At 70.5% G+C, this 17,297-nt stretch carries 15 protein-coding genes; 7 read left to right on the top strand and 8 right to left on the bottom strand.

What is annotated here, in order from left to right:
- Positions 1-12: 12 nt before the first annotated feature.
- The 4 genes from AB0H54_RS14320 to dmpG are packed head-to-tail and all read left to right on the top strand — an operon-like array spanning position 13 to position 4,267.
- Positions 13-1,515, top strand: a complete 1,503-nt coding sequence (locus AB0H54_RS14320; RefSeq protein ID WP_357345662.1) for an MDR family MFS transporter — start codon at positions 13-15, stop codon at positions 1,513-1,515.
- Positions 1,509-2,294 (top strand): 2-keto-4-pentenoate hydratase, encoded by a 786-nt coding sequence (locus AB0H54_RS14315; protein WP_357345660.1) that lies wholly within the window; start codon positions 1,509-1,511, stop codon positions 2,292-2,294. Before AB0H54_RS14320 ends, AB0H54_RS14315 begins: the two co-directional genes overlap by 7 nt.
- 15 nt (positions 2,295-2,309) lie before the next feature.
- Positions 2,310-3,218 (top strand): acetaldehyde dehydrogenase (acetylating), encoded by a 909-nt coding sequence (locus AB0H54_RS14310; protein ID WP_357345658.1) that lies wholly within the window; start codon positions 2,310-2,312, stop codon positions 3,216-3,218.
- A 14-nt stretch (positions 3,219-3,232) separates the two neighbouring features.
- Positions 3,233-4,267, top strand: a complete 1,035-nt coding sequence (dmpG, locus tag AB0H54_RS14305) for a 4-hydroxy-2-oxovalerate aldolase (protein WP_357345656.1) — start codon at positions 3,233-3,235, stop codon at positions 4,265-4,267.
- On the opposite strand, the gene AB0H54_RS14300 is transcribed toward dmpG, so the two are convergent.
- Complete coding sequence (locus AB0H54_RS14300) at positions 4,257-5,177, bottom strand: SDR family NAD(P)-dependent oxidoreductase (RefSeq protein WP_357345654.1); 921 nt, start codon at positions 5,175-5,177, stop codon at positions 4,257-4,259. The two genes, dmpG and AB0H54_RS14300, sit on opposite strands and share 11 nt — an antisense overlap.
- Positions 5,178-5,292: 115 nt before the next feature.
- Between AB0H54_RS14300 and AB0H54_RS14295 the strand changes: the two genes are divergently transcribed.
- Positions 5,293-5,892, top strand: coding sequence for a TetR/AcrR family transcriptional regulator (locus tag AB0H54_RS14295; protein WP_357345653.1), 600 nt, complete (start codon positions 5,293-5,295; stop codon positions 5,890-5,892).
- Positions 5,893-5,919: 27 nt separating this feature from the next.
- On the opposite strand, the gene AB0H54_RS14290 is transcribed toward AB0H54_RS14295, so the two are convergent.
- From AB0H54_RS14290 to AB0H54_RS14280, 3 genes are all read right to left on the bottom strand, one after another.
- Positions 5,920-8,328 carry an MFS transporter gene (locus AB0H54_RS14290; protein ID WP_357345651.1) on the bottom strand — a complete coding sequence of 803 codons (2,409 nt, stop codon included), beginning with the start codon at positions 8,326-8,328 and terminating at the stop codon, positions 5,920-5,922.
- 177 nt (positions 8,329-8,505) lie between these two features.
- Positions 8,506-8,883, bottom strand: a complete 378-nt coding sequence (locus tag AB0H54_RS14285) for a DUF5655 domain-containing protein (RefSeq protein WP_357345649.1) — start codon at positions 8,881-8,883, stop codon at positions 8,506-8,508.
- Entirely contained in the window at positions 8,880-9,740 is an 861-nt protein-coding gene (locus AB0H54_RS14280; protein ID WP_357345647.1) for an NAD-dependent protein deacetylase, read from the bottom strand. The genes AB0H54_RS14285 and AB0H54_RS14280 overlap by 4 nt, the downstream gene beginning before the upstream one ends.
- A 127-nt stretch (positions 9,741-9,867) precedes the next feature.
- Between AB0H54_RS14280 and AB0H54_RS14275 the strand changes: the two genes are divergently transcribed.
- Positions 9,868-10,323 carry a hypothetical protein gene (locus AB0H54_RS14275; RefSeq protein WP_357345645.1) on the top strand — a complete coding sequence of 152 codons (456 nt, stop codon included), beginning with the start codon at positions 9,868-9,870 and terminating at the stop codon, positions 10,321-10,323.
- A gap of 253 nt (positions 10,324-10,576) precedes the next feature.
- Positions 10,577-10,927, top strand: coding sequence for a hypothetical protein (locus tag AB0H54_RS14270; protein ID WP_357345644.1), 351 nt, complete (start codon positions 10,577-10,579; stop codon positions 10,925-10,927).
- On the opposite strand, the gene AB0H54_RS14265 is transcribed toward AB0H54_RS14270, so the two are convergent.
- The 4 genes from AB0H54_RS14265 to AB0H54_RS14250 form a co-directional block, all read right to left on the bottom strand.
- Positions 10,905-11,759 (bottom strand): acyl-CoA thioesterase domain-containing protein, encoded by an 855-nt coding sequence (locus AB0H54_RS14265; RefSeq protein ID WP_357345642.1) that lies wholly within the window; start codon positions 11,757-11,759, stop codon positions 10,905-10,907. The two genes, AB0H54_RS14270 and AB0H54_RS14265, sit on opposite strands and share 23 nt — an antisense overlap.
- Positions 11,760-11,862: 103 nt before the next feature.
- Complete coding sequence (locus AB0H54_RS14260) at positions 11,863-12,714, bottom strand: acyl-CoA thioesterase domain-containing protein (protein WP_357345640.1); 852 nt, start codon at positions 12,712-12,714, stop codon at positions 11,863-11,865.
- Positions 12,711-16,358, bottom strand: coding sequence for a cobaltochelatase subunit CobN (gene cobN / locus AB0H54_RS14255; RefSeq protein WP_357345638.1), 3,648 nt, complete (start codon positions 16,356-16,358; stop codon positions 12,711-12,713). The genes AB0H54_RS14260 and cobN overlap by 4 nt, the downstream gene beginning before the upstream one ends.
- Before the next feature lie 332 nt (positions 16,359-16,690).
- Positions 16,691-17,173, bottom strand: a complete 483-nt coding sequence (locus tag AB0H54_RS14250; RefSeq protein WP_357345636.1) for a hypothetical protein — start codon at positions 17,171-17,173, stop codon at positions 16,691-16,693.
- Between the last annotated feature and the right edge of the window lie 124 nt (positions 17,174-17,297).

The raw sequence follows: 17,297 nt of genomic DNA, 5'->3' as shown, positions 1-17,297 counted from the left end.
GAGAGGTGCTCTGTGGCAACCGATACCGCACGCTCCGAGGTCGGGTTCGGCTCGGAGCGCGGCCCCGTGCTCGCCTCCCTCATGCTGGCCACCGGCCTCGTCGCGCTCGATTCGACGATCCTGGCGACCGCCGTCCTCTCGATCACCGACAGTCTCGGTGACTTCGCGCTGTTCCCCTGGCTGTTCACCAGCTACCTGCTCGCCCAGGCGGTCACCGTGCCGATCTACGGCGCGCTCGCCGACACCTTCGGCCGGAAACCGGTGATGCTGTTCGGCGTGGCGGTGTTCGCGCTCGGTTCCCTGCTGTGTGGGGTGGCGACCAGCATGGTGGCGCTCATCGTGTTCCGCGCGGTGCAGGGCATCGGCGCCGGGGCCATCCAGCCGACCACCATGGTCATCGCCAGTGATCTCTACACCCTCGCCGAACGGGCCACCGTGCAGGGCTATCTGGCCGGGGTGTGGGCGGTGACCTCGGTGACCGGCCCGCTGCTGGGCGGGATCTGCGCCGACTATCTCGGCTGGCGCTGGATCTTCCTGATCAACCTGCCGCTGGCCGCGCTGGCCGCGTGGATGCTGGTCCGCAACTTCCACGAGTCCGCGCCGCGCCGTCGCCGCAGCGTCGACTACGCGGGCGCGGTGCTGCTGACACTCGGCGCCGGGGCCCTGGTCCTCGGTCTGCTCGAAGGCGGTCGCGCCTGGGCGTGGGGATCGCCGACCGGGCTCGCGGTGTTCGGGCTCGCCGCACTCGCGCTCGTCCTGTTCGTCGCGGTCGAATCCCGGGCCGCGCACCCGATTCTGCCGCTGTGGGTCTTCACCCGGCGGGTGGTGGTGGCGAGCAGTGTCGCCGCCATGCTCGGTAGCGCCCTGCTGTTCGGGTTCACGACCTATGTGCCGATGTTCAATCAGGGTGTGCTCGGCACCAGTGCGCTGGTCGCCGGGCTCGTCACCGGTGGCCTCACGCTGGGCTGGCCGCTGGCCGCCGCCCAGGCCGGAAAGGTCTACCTGCGCTTCGGTTTCCGCACGTGCGCGGTGCTGGGCAGTACGGTTGCCGCGCTCGGCACGGCCACGATGTTGCTGCTCGGCGAGAACTCACCGCTGTGGCAGGTGGCCGTCTCGTGCTTCGTCGTCGGTGCCGGCATGGGCCTGGTGGCCACACCGTCGTTGATCGCGGCGCAGACCAGCGCGCCGTGGTCCGACCGCGGCGTCGTCACCTCGGCCACCATGTTCGCGCGGTCGCTGGGCAGCGCGGTGGGGGTCGCGGTCTTCGGCGCGATCGTCAACGCGCGGCTGGCCGGTGTCGGCGCGCCCTCGCCGCAGACGTTGTCCGCCGCCGTGCATCTGGTGTTCGTGACCATCGCGGCCATGACGCTCGTACTGGTCGTCGCGTGCGCGATGATTCCCCGCCGGATCACGCAATTTCCTGCCCATCCAGCGGGAACACCCGAGTTCGCCGAGCCGGTGGACGGCGAGCATGGGTGGGCATCACCAGAGGAGAAGAGGGAGCCAGGATGCTGACAACCAGCGTGCGCGCCGAGCTCGCCGCCGAATTGGCGCGGGCGGAGCTGGATCGGGTGGCCGTGTCCCCCATCGCCGACCGGTATCCGGCCATCGATGTGGTGGACGCCTACGAGATCCAGCTGCTCAACATCCGGCGCAGGCTGGCCGGTGGCGCGAAGATCGTCGGCCACAAGGTGGGGCTGTCGTCGAAGGCGATGCAGCAGATGATGGGCGTCGACGAGCCCGACTACGGCCACCTGCTCGCCGACATGGAGGTCTTCGAGGACGTCCCGGTCGACACGTCGAAGTTCCTGCTGCCGCGGGTGGAGGTCGAGGTCGGGTTCGTGCTCGGCGCCGATCTGCCCGGCGAGGACTGCACCGAGGCCGACGTGCTGGCCGCGACCGTCGCCTACGCGCCCTCGATCGAACTGATCGATTCGCGCATCACGGACTGGCGGATCGGCCTGTGCGACACCATCTCCGACAACGCCTCCTCCGCCGGGTATGTCCTCGGCAAGGAGCGCGTCGCGCCCGGCGACATCGATATCAAGGCCATCGACGCCGTGCTCACCCGCAACGGTGAGGTCATCGCCGAGGGCCGCAGCGACGCGGTGCTGGGTGATCCGGTGATCGCGGTGGCCTGGCTCGCTCGCAAGGTCGCCGGGTTCGGGGTGCGGCTGAAGGCCGGTGACGTGGTCCTGCCCGGTTCCTGCACCCGCGCCATCGACGCCCGCCCCGGCGACGATTTCCTCGCCACCTTCACCGGACTCGGTTCGGTCCGTTTGTCTTTCGCCTAGCCAAGGAGGCTCGACGTGTCCAACGGGACAGTCACCGCCGCGATCGTCGGATCCGGCAACATCAGCACCGATCTGCTCTACAAGCTGCTGCGCTCGGACAAGATCGAGCCGCGCTGGATGATCGGCATCGACCCCGACTCGGAGGGGCTCAAGCGGGCGCGCGGGCTGGGTCTGGAGACCTCCGCCGAGGGCGCGGACTGGCTGCTGGCTCTCGACGAGAAGCCTGATCTGCTGTTCGAGGCCACCTCCGCCTACGTCCACCGGGCCTATGCGCCGAAGTACGAGGCCGCGGGCATCCGCGCGGTCGACCTCACTCCGGCCGCGGTCGGCCCGGCGGTGATCCCGCCGGTGAACTTGGATTCGCTGCGTGACGCGATGAACGTCAACATGATCACCTGCGGTGGCCAGGCCACGATTCCGATGGTCAACGCGGTCTCGCGGGTCGTGCCGGTGTCCTACGCCGAGATCGTGGCCTCGGTGTCGTCGGTCTCGGCCGGTCCGGGTACCCGCGCCAACATCGACGAGTTCACCAAGACCACCTCCAAGGGCGTGGAGACCATCGGTGGCGCGCAGCGCGGTAAGGCGATCATCATCCTGAACCCGGCCGAGCCGCCGATGATCATGCGCGACACCATCTTCTGCGCCATTCCCGAAGACGCCGACCGCGACGCGATCTCCGAGTCGATCTTCCGGATGGAGAAGTCCATCCAGGAGTACGTGCCCGGCTACCGGCTGCTCAACGACCCGCAGTTCGACGACCCGTCGCTGGTGTCAGGTGGCTTGGCGAAGGTGTCGATCTTCGTCGAGGTCGAAGGCGCGGGCGACTTCCTGCCCCCGTACGCGGGCAACCTCGACATCATGACCGCCGCAGCCACCCGCGTGGGTGACGTGCTGGCCGACCAGATCATCTCGGCTCGGGTGTAAGGAGCATCGACACCATGGTCTACTCAACGGATCTCGACATCCGCGTCACCGACACCTCGCTGCGTGACGGCTCGCACCACAAGCGCCACCAGTTCACCGTCACCGAGGTCCGCGACATCGTCACCGCCCTCGACGGCGCCGGTGTGCCGGTCATCGAAGTCACCCACGGTGACGGCCTGGGTGGTTCGTCGTTCAACTACGGGTTCTCCAAGACCCCGGAGCAGGAACTGATCAAGGCCGCCGCCGAATCGGCCAAGCAGGCCAAGATCGCGTTCCTCATGCTGCCGGGCGTCGGCGTCAAGGAGGACATCAAGATCTCCCAGGACAACGGCGCCTCGATTTGCCGGGTCGCGACGCACTGCACCGAGGCCGACGTCTCCGTGCAGCATTTCAAGTTCGCGCGCGACCTCGGTCTCGAGACGGTCGGCTTCCTGATGATGTCGCACAGCCAGCCGCCGGAGGCGCTGGCGAAGCAGGCCAGGATCATGGCCGATGCCGGCTGCCAGTGCGTCTACGTCGTCGACTCGGCGGGTGCCCTCGTCCTGGAACAGGTCTCGGACCGCGTGGCCGCGCTCGTCGCCGAACTCGGTGACGACGCCCAGGTCGGCTTCCACGGCCACGAGAACCTCGGCCTCGCCGTCGCCAACTCCGTCTACGCCGTCCGCGCCGGCGCCACCCAGATCGACGGCTCCGCCCGCCGCTTCGGCGCAGGCGCGGGCAACCTGCCCGTCGAAGCCTTCATCGGCGTCTGCGACAAACTCGGCATCAAGACCGGCGTCGACTTCTTCGCCGTCACCGACGCCGCCGAAGACGTCGTCCGCCCCGCCATGCCGTCGGAATGCCTCCTCGACCGCCAAGCCCTGATGATGGGCTACGCGGGCGTCTACTCCAGCTTCCTGCGCCACGCCGAACGCCAAGCCGAACGCTACGGCGTCTCCGCGGCGCACCTGCTCGTCCGCGCGGGTGAGCGCAAGCTCATCGGCGGCCAGGAGGACCAGCTGATCGACATCGCCCTGGAACTCCAGCGCGAGGCCGCCGTCACCCGCTGACGCCGTGCGCCGCTGCGCTGCCGATGCCGGCCAGCCGTGCGCTGTCGCTCCACAGTCGCTGCCGCAGGTCGTCTCGCCGTGCCAGTTCCGAGAGCTCGGGACAGGCGAGACGGCCGCGGCGCAACGCGACGAGAGGCGTTCGCGGCGTGGGCTTTCCGGTCGAGTCATGCCCGAGCACCAAGTCCGCCATGGCGATCCCCGCCGCGGCCCTGGTGTTCGTCGTCGGCTGGAACCAGCGCAGCGGCGCACCGAGTGGGGTACCGAAGACCGACCACGCGATCCGCAACGGTACGGCCAGGTCACGCGCCAGTCCGGTACCGAAGACCTGACCCGGGTCGAATGCGACCGCCGTGATGTCCCGCGACCGCAGGTCCGGCTGCTCGAGCAGCGCGCACGCCGTCAGCACAGCACACAGCTTAGATGCGGTGTAGGCATGCTGACCTGCCAGTTTCGGATCGCTCTCGCGACCGGGATCACGGTCGGGGTGAGCCAGCAGGTCGGCGTCGGCATGCCGCGGCGTCGCGAGTCCGGCACCGGTGGCCGGATCGTAGGTACCGCTGGTGGTGAGCACGATGCGTGCCCCGTCGGCCAGCATCGGCAGCAGCAGCCGGATCAGCAGGTAGTGCGCGAGGTGATTCACCGCGAAGGTCGTCTCGTATCCGTCGGCACTGCGGCCGTCCGCGTCGGGCCGGATAATGCCCGCGTTCAGCACCAGCGCGTCGATGCGCTCGTCGCCGAGGCGCCGGCGCACCGTCGCGGCGAACTCGCGGACCGAGTCCAAGCGACCGAGATCGAGCGGGAGGTCGGCGGCGGCGCGGGCACCCACTAGCAGCCGCGTGTCCGCGGCGAGATGCCGGACCGCGATCGCACCGAACCCCGAACTGCCGCCGGTCATGACGACGATGGTCATCACGGCCCCCTTTCCGCCGACCGCGTCGGCCGGCAATTCGCCAAGGGACTTTTCTCGAGCGTGAACTCAGTATATCCCTTTACTGAGCGTCTACTCAAGAAGTAGTGTTCGCAGCATGACGACGCCCCGGCGCGGCCGGCCACCCTCCGGCGGCCGCGAGCAGATCCTGACCGCGACCTACGAACTGCTGCGCGACAAAGGCATCGCCCGCCTGACCACGAAGGAGATCGCCGAACGCGCGGGCACCTCCGAGGGCAGCATCTTCTACCACTACGGCACCCGCGACGGCCTGCTGTCCGCGGTCTTCGAGCACGCCCTCGCACCGCTGGTGGAGTTGCGTGCGCAGGGCGTCGGAACTCGGCCACTGCCGGAGACCCTGGACACCTTCACCGCCACGGTCGAACAGTTCCTCGAACGCGCCGTGGTCGTCATGTTCGCCGCCCAGGCCGACGTCGACCTCCGCGCCGGGCTGCACGGTTTCCTCGCTGCCGACGCGGACCGCAGGCCGCAGCGCGGTATCGACCTGATCGGCGACCACCTCACCGCCCTGCAGGAGGCAGGCCGCATCCGCGCGGGCATAGACGTGCGCGCCGCCACCTTCCTCCTGGTGAGCAGCTGTCTGTTCCGCGTCAGCCACCCCTGGCTGATCGGTGACACCGACGTGCCGTCCCGCGAAACGATCCTCGCCACGTTCCTGGCCATGCTCGCGCCATGACCGGCCGCGCCGTCCGGACCCGGGCGGTCAGCGCTGGTGGAGGGACTCCTCGGTGTCGTAGCCCAGGGTGACGTCGTGGGTGATCTCACCGCGGGTCACCGAGACCTGGCTGGCGACCGGCGGGTAGCCGCGGGCGACGACGGTGTACTCGCCCTCGGGCAGGTCGGGGACCAGGTACTGGCCCTTCTCGTCGGTGCGGGTGGTGGCGGCCGGGTCGCCGCCGGCGTCCAGGACGGTGATCTGCACGTCGGCGACCGGGCGGTCGCCGTCCACCCAGGCGGAACCGACCAGGATGGCCATCGGTTCCAGGTCGATGTCGTGGTGCAGCGAGCCCGTCTCGGGGACGGTCAGCGCGACCGCCGACGGGCGCATGTGGTCGGCGACCGCGACCAGCGTGTAGGTCCCGCTGACGACGTCGCGGCACACGTACGCGCCGTCCTCGCCGGTGATCGCGGCGCCGACGACGTCACCCTCGGGATCGGTGAGCGTCACGGTCGCGCCGAGCAGTGGTTCGCCGCGCCGGGCCGAGCGCACGATGCCGGTGAGTTCGCCCGCGCCGACGAGCATCAGGTCGACGTGCAGGGCCCGCTCCCCCATCGACACGCTCACCGCCTCGGGCTGGTGCCCGGCCGCGGCGGCGATCAGGACGTAGTTGCCGGGCTGGGGCGCTTCGATGACGTAGGCCCCGTCGGCGTCGCCGTTGCCGCGCGCCACCTGATGCCCGTGCTGGTCGATGAGCGTGAGCGTGGCCGAGGGCACCGGACGGGAGTCGTCGCGGCGCAACAGTCCCGCGATGACCCGACCGGTCGCGGCGGGCCGCAGCGAATCGACCATCTCGTGCGCGTCGTGCAGGCTCACGTCCCGCAGCAGGGTGCCGTCGGATCCCTCCTCGGGCACCGGATCCTCGCGCAGCGGAATCTCTTTCATGAACACCAGCACCAGGCAGGCCACCACCGCCAGATCGGCGGCGAGCAGGAACACGCCCTGCATGGCGTCGGTGAATCCGGTGAGGATCGGCACCCGCAGCGCGTCGGGCAGCCCCGCGATCCCGGAGGTGTCGCGTTGCAGCGCGTCGAGACCGGCGGCGTCGAGGCCCGGTGGCAGGCTGCCGCCGAAGGCCGACAGGATCGCGCCGGGCAGCCGGTCGAACAGCACGGTCAGGAAGACCGCGACGCCCAGCGTGCCGCCGAGCTGCCGGAAGAAGGTGGCCGCCGCCGTCGACACGCCCATCTCGGTGCGCGCCACCGCGTTCTGCGCGGCGATGATCAGCGTCTGCATGCAGCCGCCGAGGCCGAATCCCATGATCGCGCTGTAGGCCAGGGGCTGCCACAGCGGCCCGTCGTAGCCGACCCGGGCGAACAGGGCGCAGCCGATCGCCAGGATCAGCGCCCCGAGCACCGGCAGCACCTTGTAGCGCCCGGTGGCCTTGGTGATCAGCCCCGACAGCTGGGCGCCGACCATGATCCCCAACACCAGCGGCAGCATCAGCAGACCCGCCTCGGTCGGCGAGAAACCACGGACCACCTGCAGATACTGCGGCACCATCGTGATCGCGCCGAACATCGAGACGCCGATGAGGAACCCGCCGAGGATGGCGATGCTGAACGTCCGGCTGCGGAACAGGCGCAGCGGGATCAGCGCCGCGTCCTTCATGACGAACTCGACGATCAGGAACAGCAGCAGCCCGCCCGCGCAGATTCCGTAGCACAGCAACGACTTCGGCGAGGTCCAGCCCCACATCCGGCCCTGTTCGGCCACGATCAGCAACGGCACCACCCCGACGACGAGGGTGAGCGCGCCGAACCAGTCGATCCGGCTGGGCCGGCGGACGTGGCGCACGTTCAGCACCTTGGCGACCACGACGAACGCCAGGACCCCGACCGGCACGTTCACCAGGAACACCCAGCGCCAGCCCTCGATCCCGCCGAGACTCTCGTAGTCGGACAGGAATCCGCCGACCACCGGGCCGAGCACCGTCGCGATGCCGAACACCATGAGGAAATAGCCCTGGTAGCGGACCCGTTCCCGGGCGGGCACGATATCGCCGACGATGGTGAACGCCAGCGACATGAGCCCGCCGGCGCCCAGCCCCTGGAAGGCGCGGCAGGCCGCCAGCTGATACATGGTGGTCGCGAAGCAACAGGCAGCCGAGCCGAGCACGAACAGCGCGATCGCCAGCAGATAGAACGGTTTGCGGCCGTAGATGTCGGCGAGCTTGCCGTAGAGCGGTGTGGTGACCGTGGCGGTGATCAGATAAGCCGTTGTCGCCCAGGCCTGTTCGTCGAATCCATCGAGGCTGTTCGCGATCCGGACGATCGCGACGCTGACGATGTTCTGGTCGAGCGCGGCGAGGAACACCCCGAGTAGCAGGCCGGACAGAATCGTGAGCGTCTGGCGATGCGTGAGGCGTGGTTCGGCAACGACGGTATCGGTCATGGAAAAGCCCTGGTTCTGATCGGCTGGCAAGTTGGGGGTCGATCATGCGGCCCACACGAGGGCCGACAACCCCGCTGCGAGGAAAACTTTGCGCCGCGGGTGGAACTCTTCATGCACTGGTGGGCAGAGCTTACCCACGTCGAATCCGCCGCCGTCAACGAGGGATCAAGTGACCGATCATTTCGCACCGAAACGATAGGCCGCGGCGATCAGAACTCGCAGTTCCCGGGCCCGCGCTTCGGCCGGGGAATGCACGACGACCAGGTGATTCCACCGCGCCCGGCCGACCTGATTCACCCGGTACACCGGTGGGCCCGCGATTTCGGAATCGATCGCGAGCATGATTTGCACGGTGCCTTCCGGATTCCGCCCGGTGACGTTGTAGAGCGATACCCACGCGAACTTGCGCGCGACCCCGAACCCGATCTGCGAAGCCACCGACAGTTCCGCGGGACCGTTGGCCGCGATCAATTCCCGCAGCACCGTGAAGATCTCGTGGGAATGCGGTTTGCCCGCGAAGAAGGTGGCGATCGCGTCCTCGACGGAATCGCTCATCGGCTCGCGGGCACGGCGAGCCGTTCGGCGAAGGCGCGCAAGGTCTCCGAGCAGCCCGCGTGGACGCGCACGGCGGCCAGCTCGTCGCCGCGGGTGGCACCCCGATTGACGATCACCACCGGCACACCGTTTTTCGCCGCCCGGCGCACGAAGCGCAGCCCCGACATCACCGTCAGTGACGATCCGGCGACGAGCACCGCCCCCGCCTCGTCGATCAGGGCGTAGGCCGCGGCCACCCGCTCGGCGGGCACGGTTTCCCCGAAGTACACGATGTCGGGCTTGAGCAGGCCGCCACAGCGCGCGCAGTCGAGCATCCGGAAGCGGTCGGTGTCGGTGACCACCGCGTCCGCGTCGGGGGCCACTTCGATGCCGGTCGCCGAAACATCCTCCGCGAAACCGGGATTGGCGGCCTCGAGCCGTTCGGCCAGCGTCATGCGGGAGATCATCGCGGTGCAGCGCAGGCAGCAGACCCTGGCGTAGGTGCCGTGCAGGTCGATCACCCGCCGCGCCCCGGCCTTGGTGTGCAGCAGGTCCACGTTCTGGGTGATGACGCCGGAGACCACGCCTGCGCGTTCGAGCGCGGCGACGGCCCGGTGGCCCTGGTTCGGCCGGGCCGCGTCCATGCGCCGCCAGCCGAGGTGGTTGCGGGCCCAGTAGCGCTGCCGGAACTCGGCGTCACCCACGAACTGCTGATAGGTCATCGGGGTGCGCGGCGGGGAATCGGGGCCGCGGTAGTCGGGGATGCCGCTGTCGGTGCTCAGCCCGGCGCCGGAGATCACCACGACGCGGCGCCCGGCCAGCAGCTCGGCCGCGCGCTCCACCGCCGCCGCGGTGTCGTCCGGGGTGGGATCCACCATGAATCCACTGTACGAGCGGCGGGGCGCGCGGCCGGTGGCCGGGTCGCGGCGGTGAACACGCCGAAGCGGAGTTGCGTGGCGCGCCGGTGCGGCGACATGATGGCTCATCCGCCCGGGGAGGAAGCCTGTGTCCGACATCGACGAATCCGGCCGCGCCGCGCTCAATGCCGCGGTCGACGGGACGATCATCGCCGTCCGCCGGATGTTCTACGTCCTCGGCGACGACATCGACCGCACCGAGGGGCCGATCGAATTCACCTTCCACGACGGCGCGACCCTGCTCCTCGACGCCGGAGTCGACGGCGCGGAGCTGCGGATCGGCGCCGCGCCGTGGCGGGATCCGTTCGAACCGCTGGTCGACCCGGTGAACATCGAATACGTCGCCGCCTCGGGCAAGTACACCGCGTTCGACGTCACCGACGAACCGCCCTACGACGCGCTCGCCGGTCGGCGGGTGGACGCGGTCTCGGTCGTGCCGCTGCCCGACGGCAGGCCGCGCGCCGCCACGCTGTATCTCGGCGAGGGCATGGTGAAGGCGGAGTCGATCGCCGACGAGCTGATCGTGACGCTGGTTCCGGCGTGAGCGCGCTCGATCGGCTCCGTGGCCTGTTCCGGCGCGGCGCCGCGGCCGGACCGACGTTCGCGACGACCCCGCTTCCGGCACCCAGGCGAGCGCGCGCCGGCCGTCGCCCGTGGGAAACAGCCTGGTCCGAGCCACGGCGAGGCTGATCGGAGCCGAGGACACGGCGCGTGGTTGCGCGCGGGCGGGGACCACTCGAGGCAGCATGGGCACGGCGCAGTGGGTGGACCGGGTGGCAGGGAAGGTGTGTGGGCGGGTGAGTGCAGCGGTGCCGGGGCAGGTCAGATGGCGGGCGGGATGGGGAGTCGCGGCGGGACTGTTCGTCGCCGTGTTCGTGCTGGTCCCCGCGACGTTCGCGGTGCAGGACGCGTGGCAGGTGCCCGTGCCGCGGACGATCGCGTTCGCCGAGATCGAGCCCATCCAGACCTCGTACTGGCTCAGCTGGGCGCTCACCCTGGCGGCACTGCTGACCCCGGCACTGCTGCTGGCGCTGCTGCCGCCGGCCCGGCTCATCGCGCTCGGCTACCTGCTGACCACCACCGCGGCCGGGTTCGTGCTGTGCGCGACCACCGTTGGCCTGGCGTTCAGCGGCCTCGATCCGGCGTGACCTGGGTCAGCGCGAACTCCTCGGACAGGGTGTCGATGACCGAGCCCTGGATCTGCCGGTGCTCGTTGGCCAGTGCCGTGGTGGTGCAGATCCCGAACGCGCCCTCGGCGTCGTAGAGGACCGCGGCGCCCGCGGCGATGCCGTCGTCGCTGAGGTGCGACTCCGCCTCGATGCCCATCTCGAGCCCGATCGGCAGGCGCGAGAACGTGATCGAGACGTCGGTGTTGATGAAGCCGATGCCCTCGGTACCCCAGTTGGTCACCAGACTCGTCTGCTCCCCCGCCATGGCGGCGAAGCAGAACGGGGAGGACGCCTCCCCGGCGACCACCGGGATATTGCGCACCCACTTGCGTTTCCTGGCGTCGTTCTGGTGCTCGGTCATCTTCACCGACCACCCGTTGCCGTCGCTGCCGAACAGGTGCATGGCCTCGTCGACGGTGGCCAGCGCGTCGCGCGGGGGCAGCGGCCGGTCCCGCTCGGGCCGCCACACCTCCCCCGGCGGCTGGGTCGACCGCTTCAGCAGCAGCGCGCTGCCCCGCGCCACCGGCTCACCACCGGAGCGCAGCACGATCGCCACCGCGCGGACCCGTTTGCCGTCGCGGACCAGCTCGCTGTGCACGGTCAGCGGCACCGCGGGCACCGCCCGGTGCAGGTCGACGGTCAGCCGGGCGGGCGCGAACCCGTCGCCGCAGTAGCGTGCCTCGACCTCGCGGGCGATCAGCCCGCACACCGGCGGACCGGACAGCGTGCTCGGCGCCCACAGGCTCATCGAGAAGCGGGTGGGCTGGAAAACGCCGTCGTCCTGCGTGAAGTACGCCGGAGAAGTGCTCATTGCGACTCTCTTCTGCCCTGCGGTCGGCACCGGGGTGCCGTGGTGCGCCCACGCACCACGATCAGAGTAGAACGCGTTCTAGTTTTCCGGCAAGTCCGGCAGCTCAGGCGTGCTGCCTGCCACCGCGCTGCGGAATGTAGGCGTCGATGGCCGCGCCGCTGATCTGCCTGCGCTCGTTGGCGACGGCCGACACCGTGCACACCGCGAATTCACCGTCCGCGTCGTAGAGCGCGGCCGACCCGGCGGCGATGCCGTCATGGCTGAGGTGGTTGCCCGCCTCGATGCCCATCTCCGGGCCGATCGGCATCCGCGAGAACGTGATCGAGACGTCGGTGTTGATGAAGCCGATGCCCTCGGTGCCCCAGTTGGTCACCAGGCTGGCCTGCTCACCCGCCATGGCGGCGAAGACGAACGGCGACCCGGGCTCCCCGGCGACCACCGGGATGCCGCGCACCCACTTGCGCTTGCGGGTGTCGTTCTCGTGCCGGGAGATCTCGACCGACCAGCCCTCGCCGGACCCGTCGCTGTCGAACAGGTGCACGGTCGGCGCGACAGCGGCCAACAGTTCCGCCGGCGGCAGCGGTGGCCGCCGCACCTCGCGCCACACCTCGCCCGGCGGCTGCGCCGAGCGCTTCAGCAGCACCGCCGAGGCCCGCGCGACGACCACGCCGTCGGCGCGCAGCACCGCCTGCGCCGCGCGCACCCGGTTGCCGTCGCGGGTCGGTTCGCTGTCGACGGTCAGCGCGACCGCCGGCACCGGCTGGTGCAGGTCGACGGTGAACCGGGCGGGCACGAATTCCCCGGTGCGGTACCGGTTCTCGATCTCGCGGGCGAGCAGTCCGCACACCGGCGGGCCGGACAGGAGCCCCTCGGCCCACAGGCTCCGGCCCCACGACGTCGGCGTGTACACCTCGCCGTCGCGGCGGAAATAGGCGGCGGACTGCTCGGTGCTCACTCCAGCTCGCCCTCGGTCTCGAGGTAGACCTGGCGCAGCTTGTCCAGCGTCTCGGGCTCCGGGTGCTCCCACAGCTTGCGCTCGGCGGCCTCGAGCAGGCGTTCGGCGATGCCGTGCAGCGCCCACGGGTTGGACTGCTCCATGAACTTGCGGTTGACGTCGTCGAAGACGTAGCTCTCGGACAGCTTCTCGTACATCCAGTCGGCGACCACATTGGTGGTGGCGTCGTAGCCGAACAGGTAGTCGACGGTGGCGGCCATCTCGAAGGCGCCCTTGTAGCCGTGGCGGCGCATCGCCTCGAGCCAGCGTGGGTTCACCACGCGGGCGCGGAAGACACGGGCGGTCTCCTCCGAGAGCGTGCGGGTGCGCACGGCGTCGGGGCGGGTGGAGTCGCCGATGTAGGCCTCGGGGTTCTTGCCGGTCAGCGCGCGCACGGTGGCGACCATGCCGCCGTGGTACTGGAAGTAGTCGTCGGAGTCGGCGATGTCGTGCTCGCGGGTGTCGGTGTTCTTGGCCGCCACCGCGATCCGCTGGTAGGCGGTGCGCATGTCGTCGGCGGCAGGGGCGCCGTCGAGGTCGCGACCGTAGGCGTAGCCACCCCAGGTGGTGTACACCTGCGCGAGGTCGTCGTCGGTCCGCCAGCTCTTGGAGTCGATGAGCTGGAGCAGGCCCGCGCCGTAGGTGCCGGGCTTGGAACCGAAGATGCGGGTGGTTGCCCGGCGGGTGTCGCCGTGCGCGGCCAGGTCCGACTGGGCGTGCGCGCGCACGTAATTCGACTCGGCGGGCTCGTCGAGGTCGGCGACCAGGCGGACCGCGTCGTCGAGCAGGGCGAGCACGTGCGGGAAGGCGTCGCGGAAGAACCCGGAGATGCGGACGGTGACGTCGATGCGCGGACGGGCGAGCTCGTCGAGGGGGATCACCGCCAGGGCGGTGACGCGGCGGCTGGCCTCGTCCCAGACCGGCCGCACGCCCAACAGCGCGAAGACCTCGGCGATGTCGTCACCGGAGGTCCGCATGGCCGAGGTGCCCCATACCGACAGGCCCACCGACTTCGGGTATTCGCCGTGGTCGGCGAGGTAGCGCGCCAGCAGGGATTCCGCCATGGCCTGGCCGGTCTCCCAGGCCAGTCGCGACGGGACGGCCTTGGGGTCGACGGAGTAGAAGTTGCGGCCGGTGGGCAGCACGTTGATCAGGCCGCGCAGCGGGGAACCGCTGGGGCCCGCCGGGATGAAACCGCCGTTGAGCGCGTGCAGCACGCGGGCGATCTCGATGCCGGTCTCGCGCAGGCGGGGCACGACCTCGGTCGCGGCGAACCGCAGGATGGTGGCGACCTTGTCCAGCCGCTCGGCATCGCGGTTTCCGTCACCCGGTGCGGCGCGGTGCCCGTCGAGGATCGCGGTTTCGAAGTCGGCGACCAGCGGCTCGACCGTGTCGACGGCCCAGTCCGTCGCCTGCAGCGCCGCCAGCAGTTCGCGGGCGCGGCCCTCGACCACATCCACCCGCTCGCGGGCTTCGTCACCGGCTTCGCTGAGCCCCAGTGCCTCGCGCAGGCCGGGCACGTTCTGCTCGCCGCCCCACAGCTGACGGGCACGCAGCATGGCCAGCACCAGGTCGAGTTCCATCTCACCCTCGGGCGCCTGGCCGAGGATGTGCAGGCCGTCGCGGATCTGCACGTCCTTGATCTCACACAGCCAGCCGTCGACGTGCAGCAGCATGTCGTCGAAGACGTCTTCCTCGGGCCGTTCGGCCAGACCGAGGTCGTGGTCCATCTTGGCGGCGCGCATCAGCGTCCAGATCTGCTGGCGGATGGCGGGCAGCTTGGCCGGGTCCAGGGCGGAGATGTTGGCGTGCTCGTCGAGCAGCTGCTCGAGCCGGGAGATGTCGCCGTAGGTCTCGGCGCGCGCCATCGGCGGGATCAGGTGGTCGACCAGGGTGGCGTGCGCGCGGCGCTTGGCCTGGGTGCCCTCGCCCGGGTCGTTGACCAGGAACGGGTAGATCAGCGGCAGGTCGCCGAGGGCGGCGTCGGTGCCACAGGAGGCCGACATGCCGAGGGTCTTGCCGGGCAGCCACTCCAGGTTGCCGTGCTTGCCCAGGTGCACCATCGCGTCGGCGCCGAAACCGTCGGGCGCGGACAGCCAGCGGTAGGCGGCCAGGTAGTGGTGGCTCGGCGGCAGGTCCGGGTCGTGGTAGATGGCGACGGGGTTCTCACCGAAGCCGCGGGGCGGCTGCACCATCAGCACCACGTTGCCGAAACGCAGTGCGGCGATGACGATCTCGCCCTGCGGGTCGGCGGACCGGTCGACGTAGAGCTCCCCCGGCGGCGGGCCCCACGCCTCGACCACGGCCTCGCGCAGGTCGGCGGGCAGGGACTCGAACCAGCGGGTGTAGGTGGCGGCGCCGATCCGGATCGGGTTGCCCTCGAGCTGTTCGGCGGACAGCCAGTCCGGGTCCTGTCCGCCCGCGGCGATCAGCGCGTGGATGAGCGCGTCGCCGTCCCGCTCGTCGAGGCCGGGGATCTCGCCGGGTTCGCCGAGGTCGTAACCGGCGGTGCGCAATTCGGTGAGCAGGCGGATCGCGCTGGCGGGGGTGTCGAGGCCGACGGCGTTGCCGATGCGTGCGTGCTTGGTCGGGTAGGCCGAGAGCATGATCGCGATTCGCTTGTCGGCGGCCGGGATGTGCCGCAGGCGGGCGTGGCGCACGGCGATCCCGGCGACGCGGGCGGCGCGCTCGGGATCGGGCACGTAGGTGGACAGGCCGTCGTCGTCGAACTCCTTGAACGAGAACGGCACCGTGATGATGCGGCCGTCGAACTCGGGCACCGCGACCTGAGTGGCGACGTCGAGCGGCGAGAGGCCGTCGTCGTTGTCCTCCCACTGGGCGCGGCCGCTGGTCAGGCACAGGCCCTGCAGGATCGGCACGTCGAGGGCGGCCAGCGCGGCCACGTCCCAGGCCTCGTCGTCACCACCGGCCGAGGCGGTGGCGGGCTTGCTGCCACCGGCCGCGAGCACCGTCACCACGAGCGCGTCGGCGCGGCCGAGCAGGGCGAGCAGTTCCGGCTCGGCGGTGCGCAGCGAGGCGCAGTAGACCGGCAGCGCGCGGGCGCCCTTGGACTCGATCGCGGTGCACAGCGCGTCGATGTAGCCGGTGTTGCCCGCCAGATGCTGGGCGCGGTAGTAGACGACCGCGACGGTCGGGGCGTGCGGTTCGAGAATGCGGGCGGCGCGGTCGAGTTCGCCCCAGGTGGGCAGTTCCACCGGCGGCTCGAAGCCGTGGCCGGTCAGCAGGACCGTGTCGGAGAGGAAGTTGTGCAGTTCGCGCAGGTTGTCCGCGCCGCCGGCGGCGAGGTAGTTGTGCGCGTCGGCCGCGACGCCCACCGGGACCGTCGAGCACTCCATGAGTTCGGCGTCCGGGGCGATCTCGCCGCCGAGGGCGACCATCGGCACCCCGCTCGCCCGGACGGCCTCGAGGCCGTCCTCCCAGGCGCGCTTGCCGCCGAGGATGCGCACGATCACCAGGTCGGCGCCGTCGAGCAACCCCGGCAGGTCATCCACCAGCAACCGTGCGGGATTGCCCCACCGGTAGTCGGCGCCGCTCGCGCGGGCGCTGAGCAGATCGGTGTCGGAGGTGGACAGCAGCAGGATCACAGGGTGAGGCCTTCCTCGGGTGACGCGCCCATCGGGATCGGTTGTCGTGCTCGCCGGAGAGGGTCTGGCTGTTCACAGTGGCGCGACCGCACCGGATTTCCACCGGTTTCCTCGACGCCCGCCGAGCATCCCGATCGTACTGGCCGCCCGTCGACCGCAACTTTCCAGCCCGCGCTCCGCGGATCACCACGCGACGGCGCGGGCAACCCCCGGGAGGGTGCCCGCACCGGCGAGTAGTGATCTTGATCAGGGGTGACGCGATCGGTCGCCCGGTGCACACGCGCGCCCGGTTCCTGGTCGCGGCGGGTGCCGACGGCGCGGAGCGATCGCTGTCAGTGGCTCGGACGGCGGGTGGTGTCGCGCGCGGCGATCGCGGCGGCGACCTCGGTGACGGCGGTGCGGATGAGGGTGCCGTAGTCGTCGTCGCCGAGGGTGGCCAGGCGTTCGCGGGCGGCGTCGACGTGGCGGGTGGCGGCGGGGAACGCGCCGAGGCGGCGGAAGTTGTCGGCGAGATTGAGGTGCAGGGACGGGTAGAAACCGGCGACGTTCAGGTCCGCGTGGTGGGCCCGCAGGCGGGTGTCGGTGAGGGCGTCGGCGGCGTCGAGGGCCCGCACGTCCCAGACTAGGGCTTCGGCCGGGTCGTCGTAGGTGTCGGCGAGGTAGTGGGCGAGGGTGCAGCGGTGCAGGGGGTCGCCCATGGGGCCGATGTCGGTCCAGACGTCGAGCAATGCGGTGCGCCCACCCTCGGGATCACCGCCGCGGAAGTCATTGACGCCCTGGGTGATTCGGGCCATGGTGGGGTCGGTGGTGGTCATCGGAGGTCTCCTCGTCGGTGATGGTCGGCAGGCGGTTCGGTCGGCCGGCGGCGGGTTGGCCGTGGCCGTGGCAGCGGCGGTGGCGGTGGCCGTGGCAGCGGCGGTAGCGGTGGCCGTGGCGGTA

The organism is Nocardia sp. NPDC050718, assembly GCF_040654235.1.
In the GTDB taxonomy this organism is placed as follows: domain Bacteria; phylum Actinomycetota; class Actinomycetes; order Mycobacteriales; family Mycobacteriaceae; genus Nocardia.
Note: the sequence above shows the minus strand (reverse complement) of the source record. Positions and strands in the feature narration are given on the sequence as shown.

Excerpts from the sequence above, each read along its gene's own strand:
- AB0H54_RS14315 (WP_357345660.1), top strand. The coding sequence starts at position 1,509 with ATGCTGACAACCAGCGTGCGCGCCGAGCTCGCCGCCGAATTGGCGCGG.
- AB0H54_RS14290 (WP_357345651.1), bottom strand. The coding sequence starts at position 8,328 with ATGACCGATACCGTCGTTGCCGAACCACGCCTCACGCATCGCCAGACG.
- AB0H54_RS14250 (WP_357345636.1), bottom strand. The coding sequence starts at position 17,173 with ATGACCACCACCGACCCCACCATGGCCCGAATCACCCAGGGCGTCAAT.
- AB0H54_RS14265 (WP_357345642.1), bottom strand. The coding sequence starts at position 11,759 with ATGAGCACTTCTCCGGCGTACTTCACGCAGGACGACGGCGTTTTCCAG.
- AB0H54_RS14280 (WP_357345647.1), bottom strand. The coding sequence starts at position 9,740 with ATGGTGGATCCCACCCCGGACGACACCGCGGCGGCGGTGGAGCGCGCG.
- AB0H54_RS14300 (WP_357345654.1), bottom strand. The coding sequence starts at position 5,177 with ATGACCATCGTCGTCATGACCGGCGGCAGTTCGGGGTTCGGTGCGATC.
- AB0H54_RS14295 (WP_357345653.1), top strand. The coding sequence starts at position 5,293 with ATGACGACGCCCCGGCGCGGCCGGCCACCCTCCGGCGGCCGCGAGCAG.
- dmpG (WP_357345656.1), top strand. The coding sequence starts at position 3,233 with ATGGTCTACTCAACGGATCTCGACATCCGCGTCACCGACACCTCGCTG.
- AB0H54_RS14285 (WP_357345649.1), bottom strand. The coding sequence starts at position 8,883 with ATGAGCGATTCCGTCGAGGACGCGATCGCCACCTTCTTCGCGGGCAAA.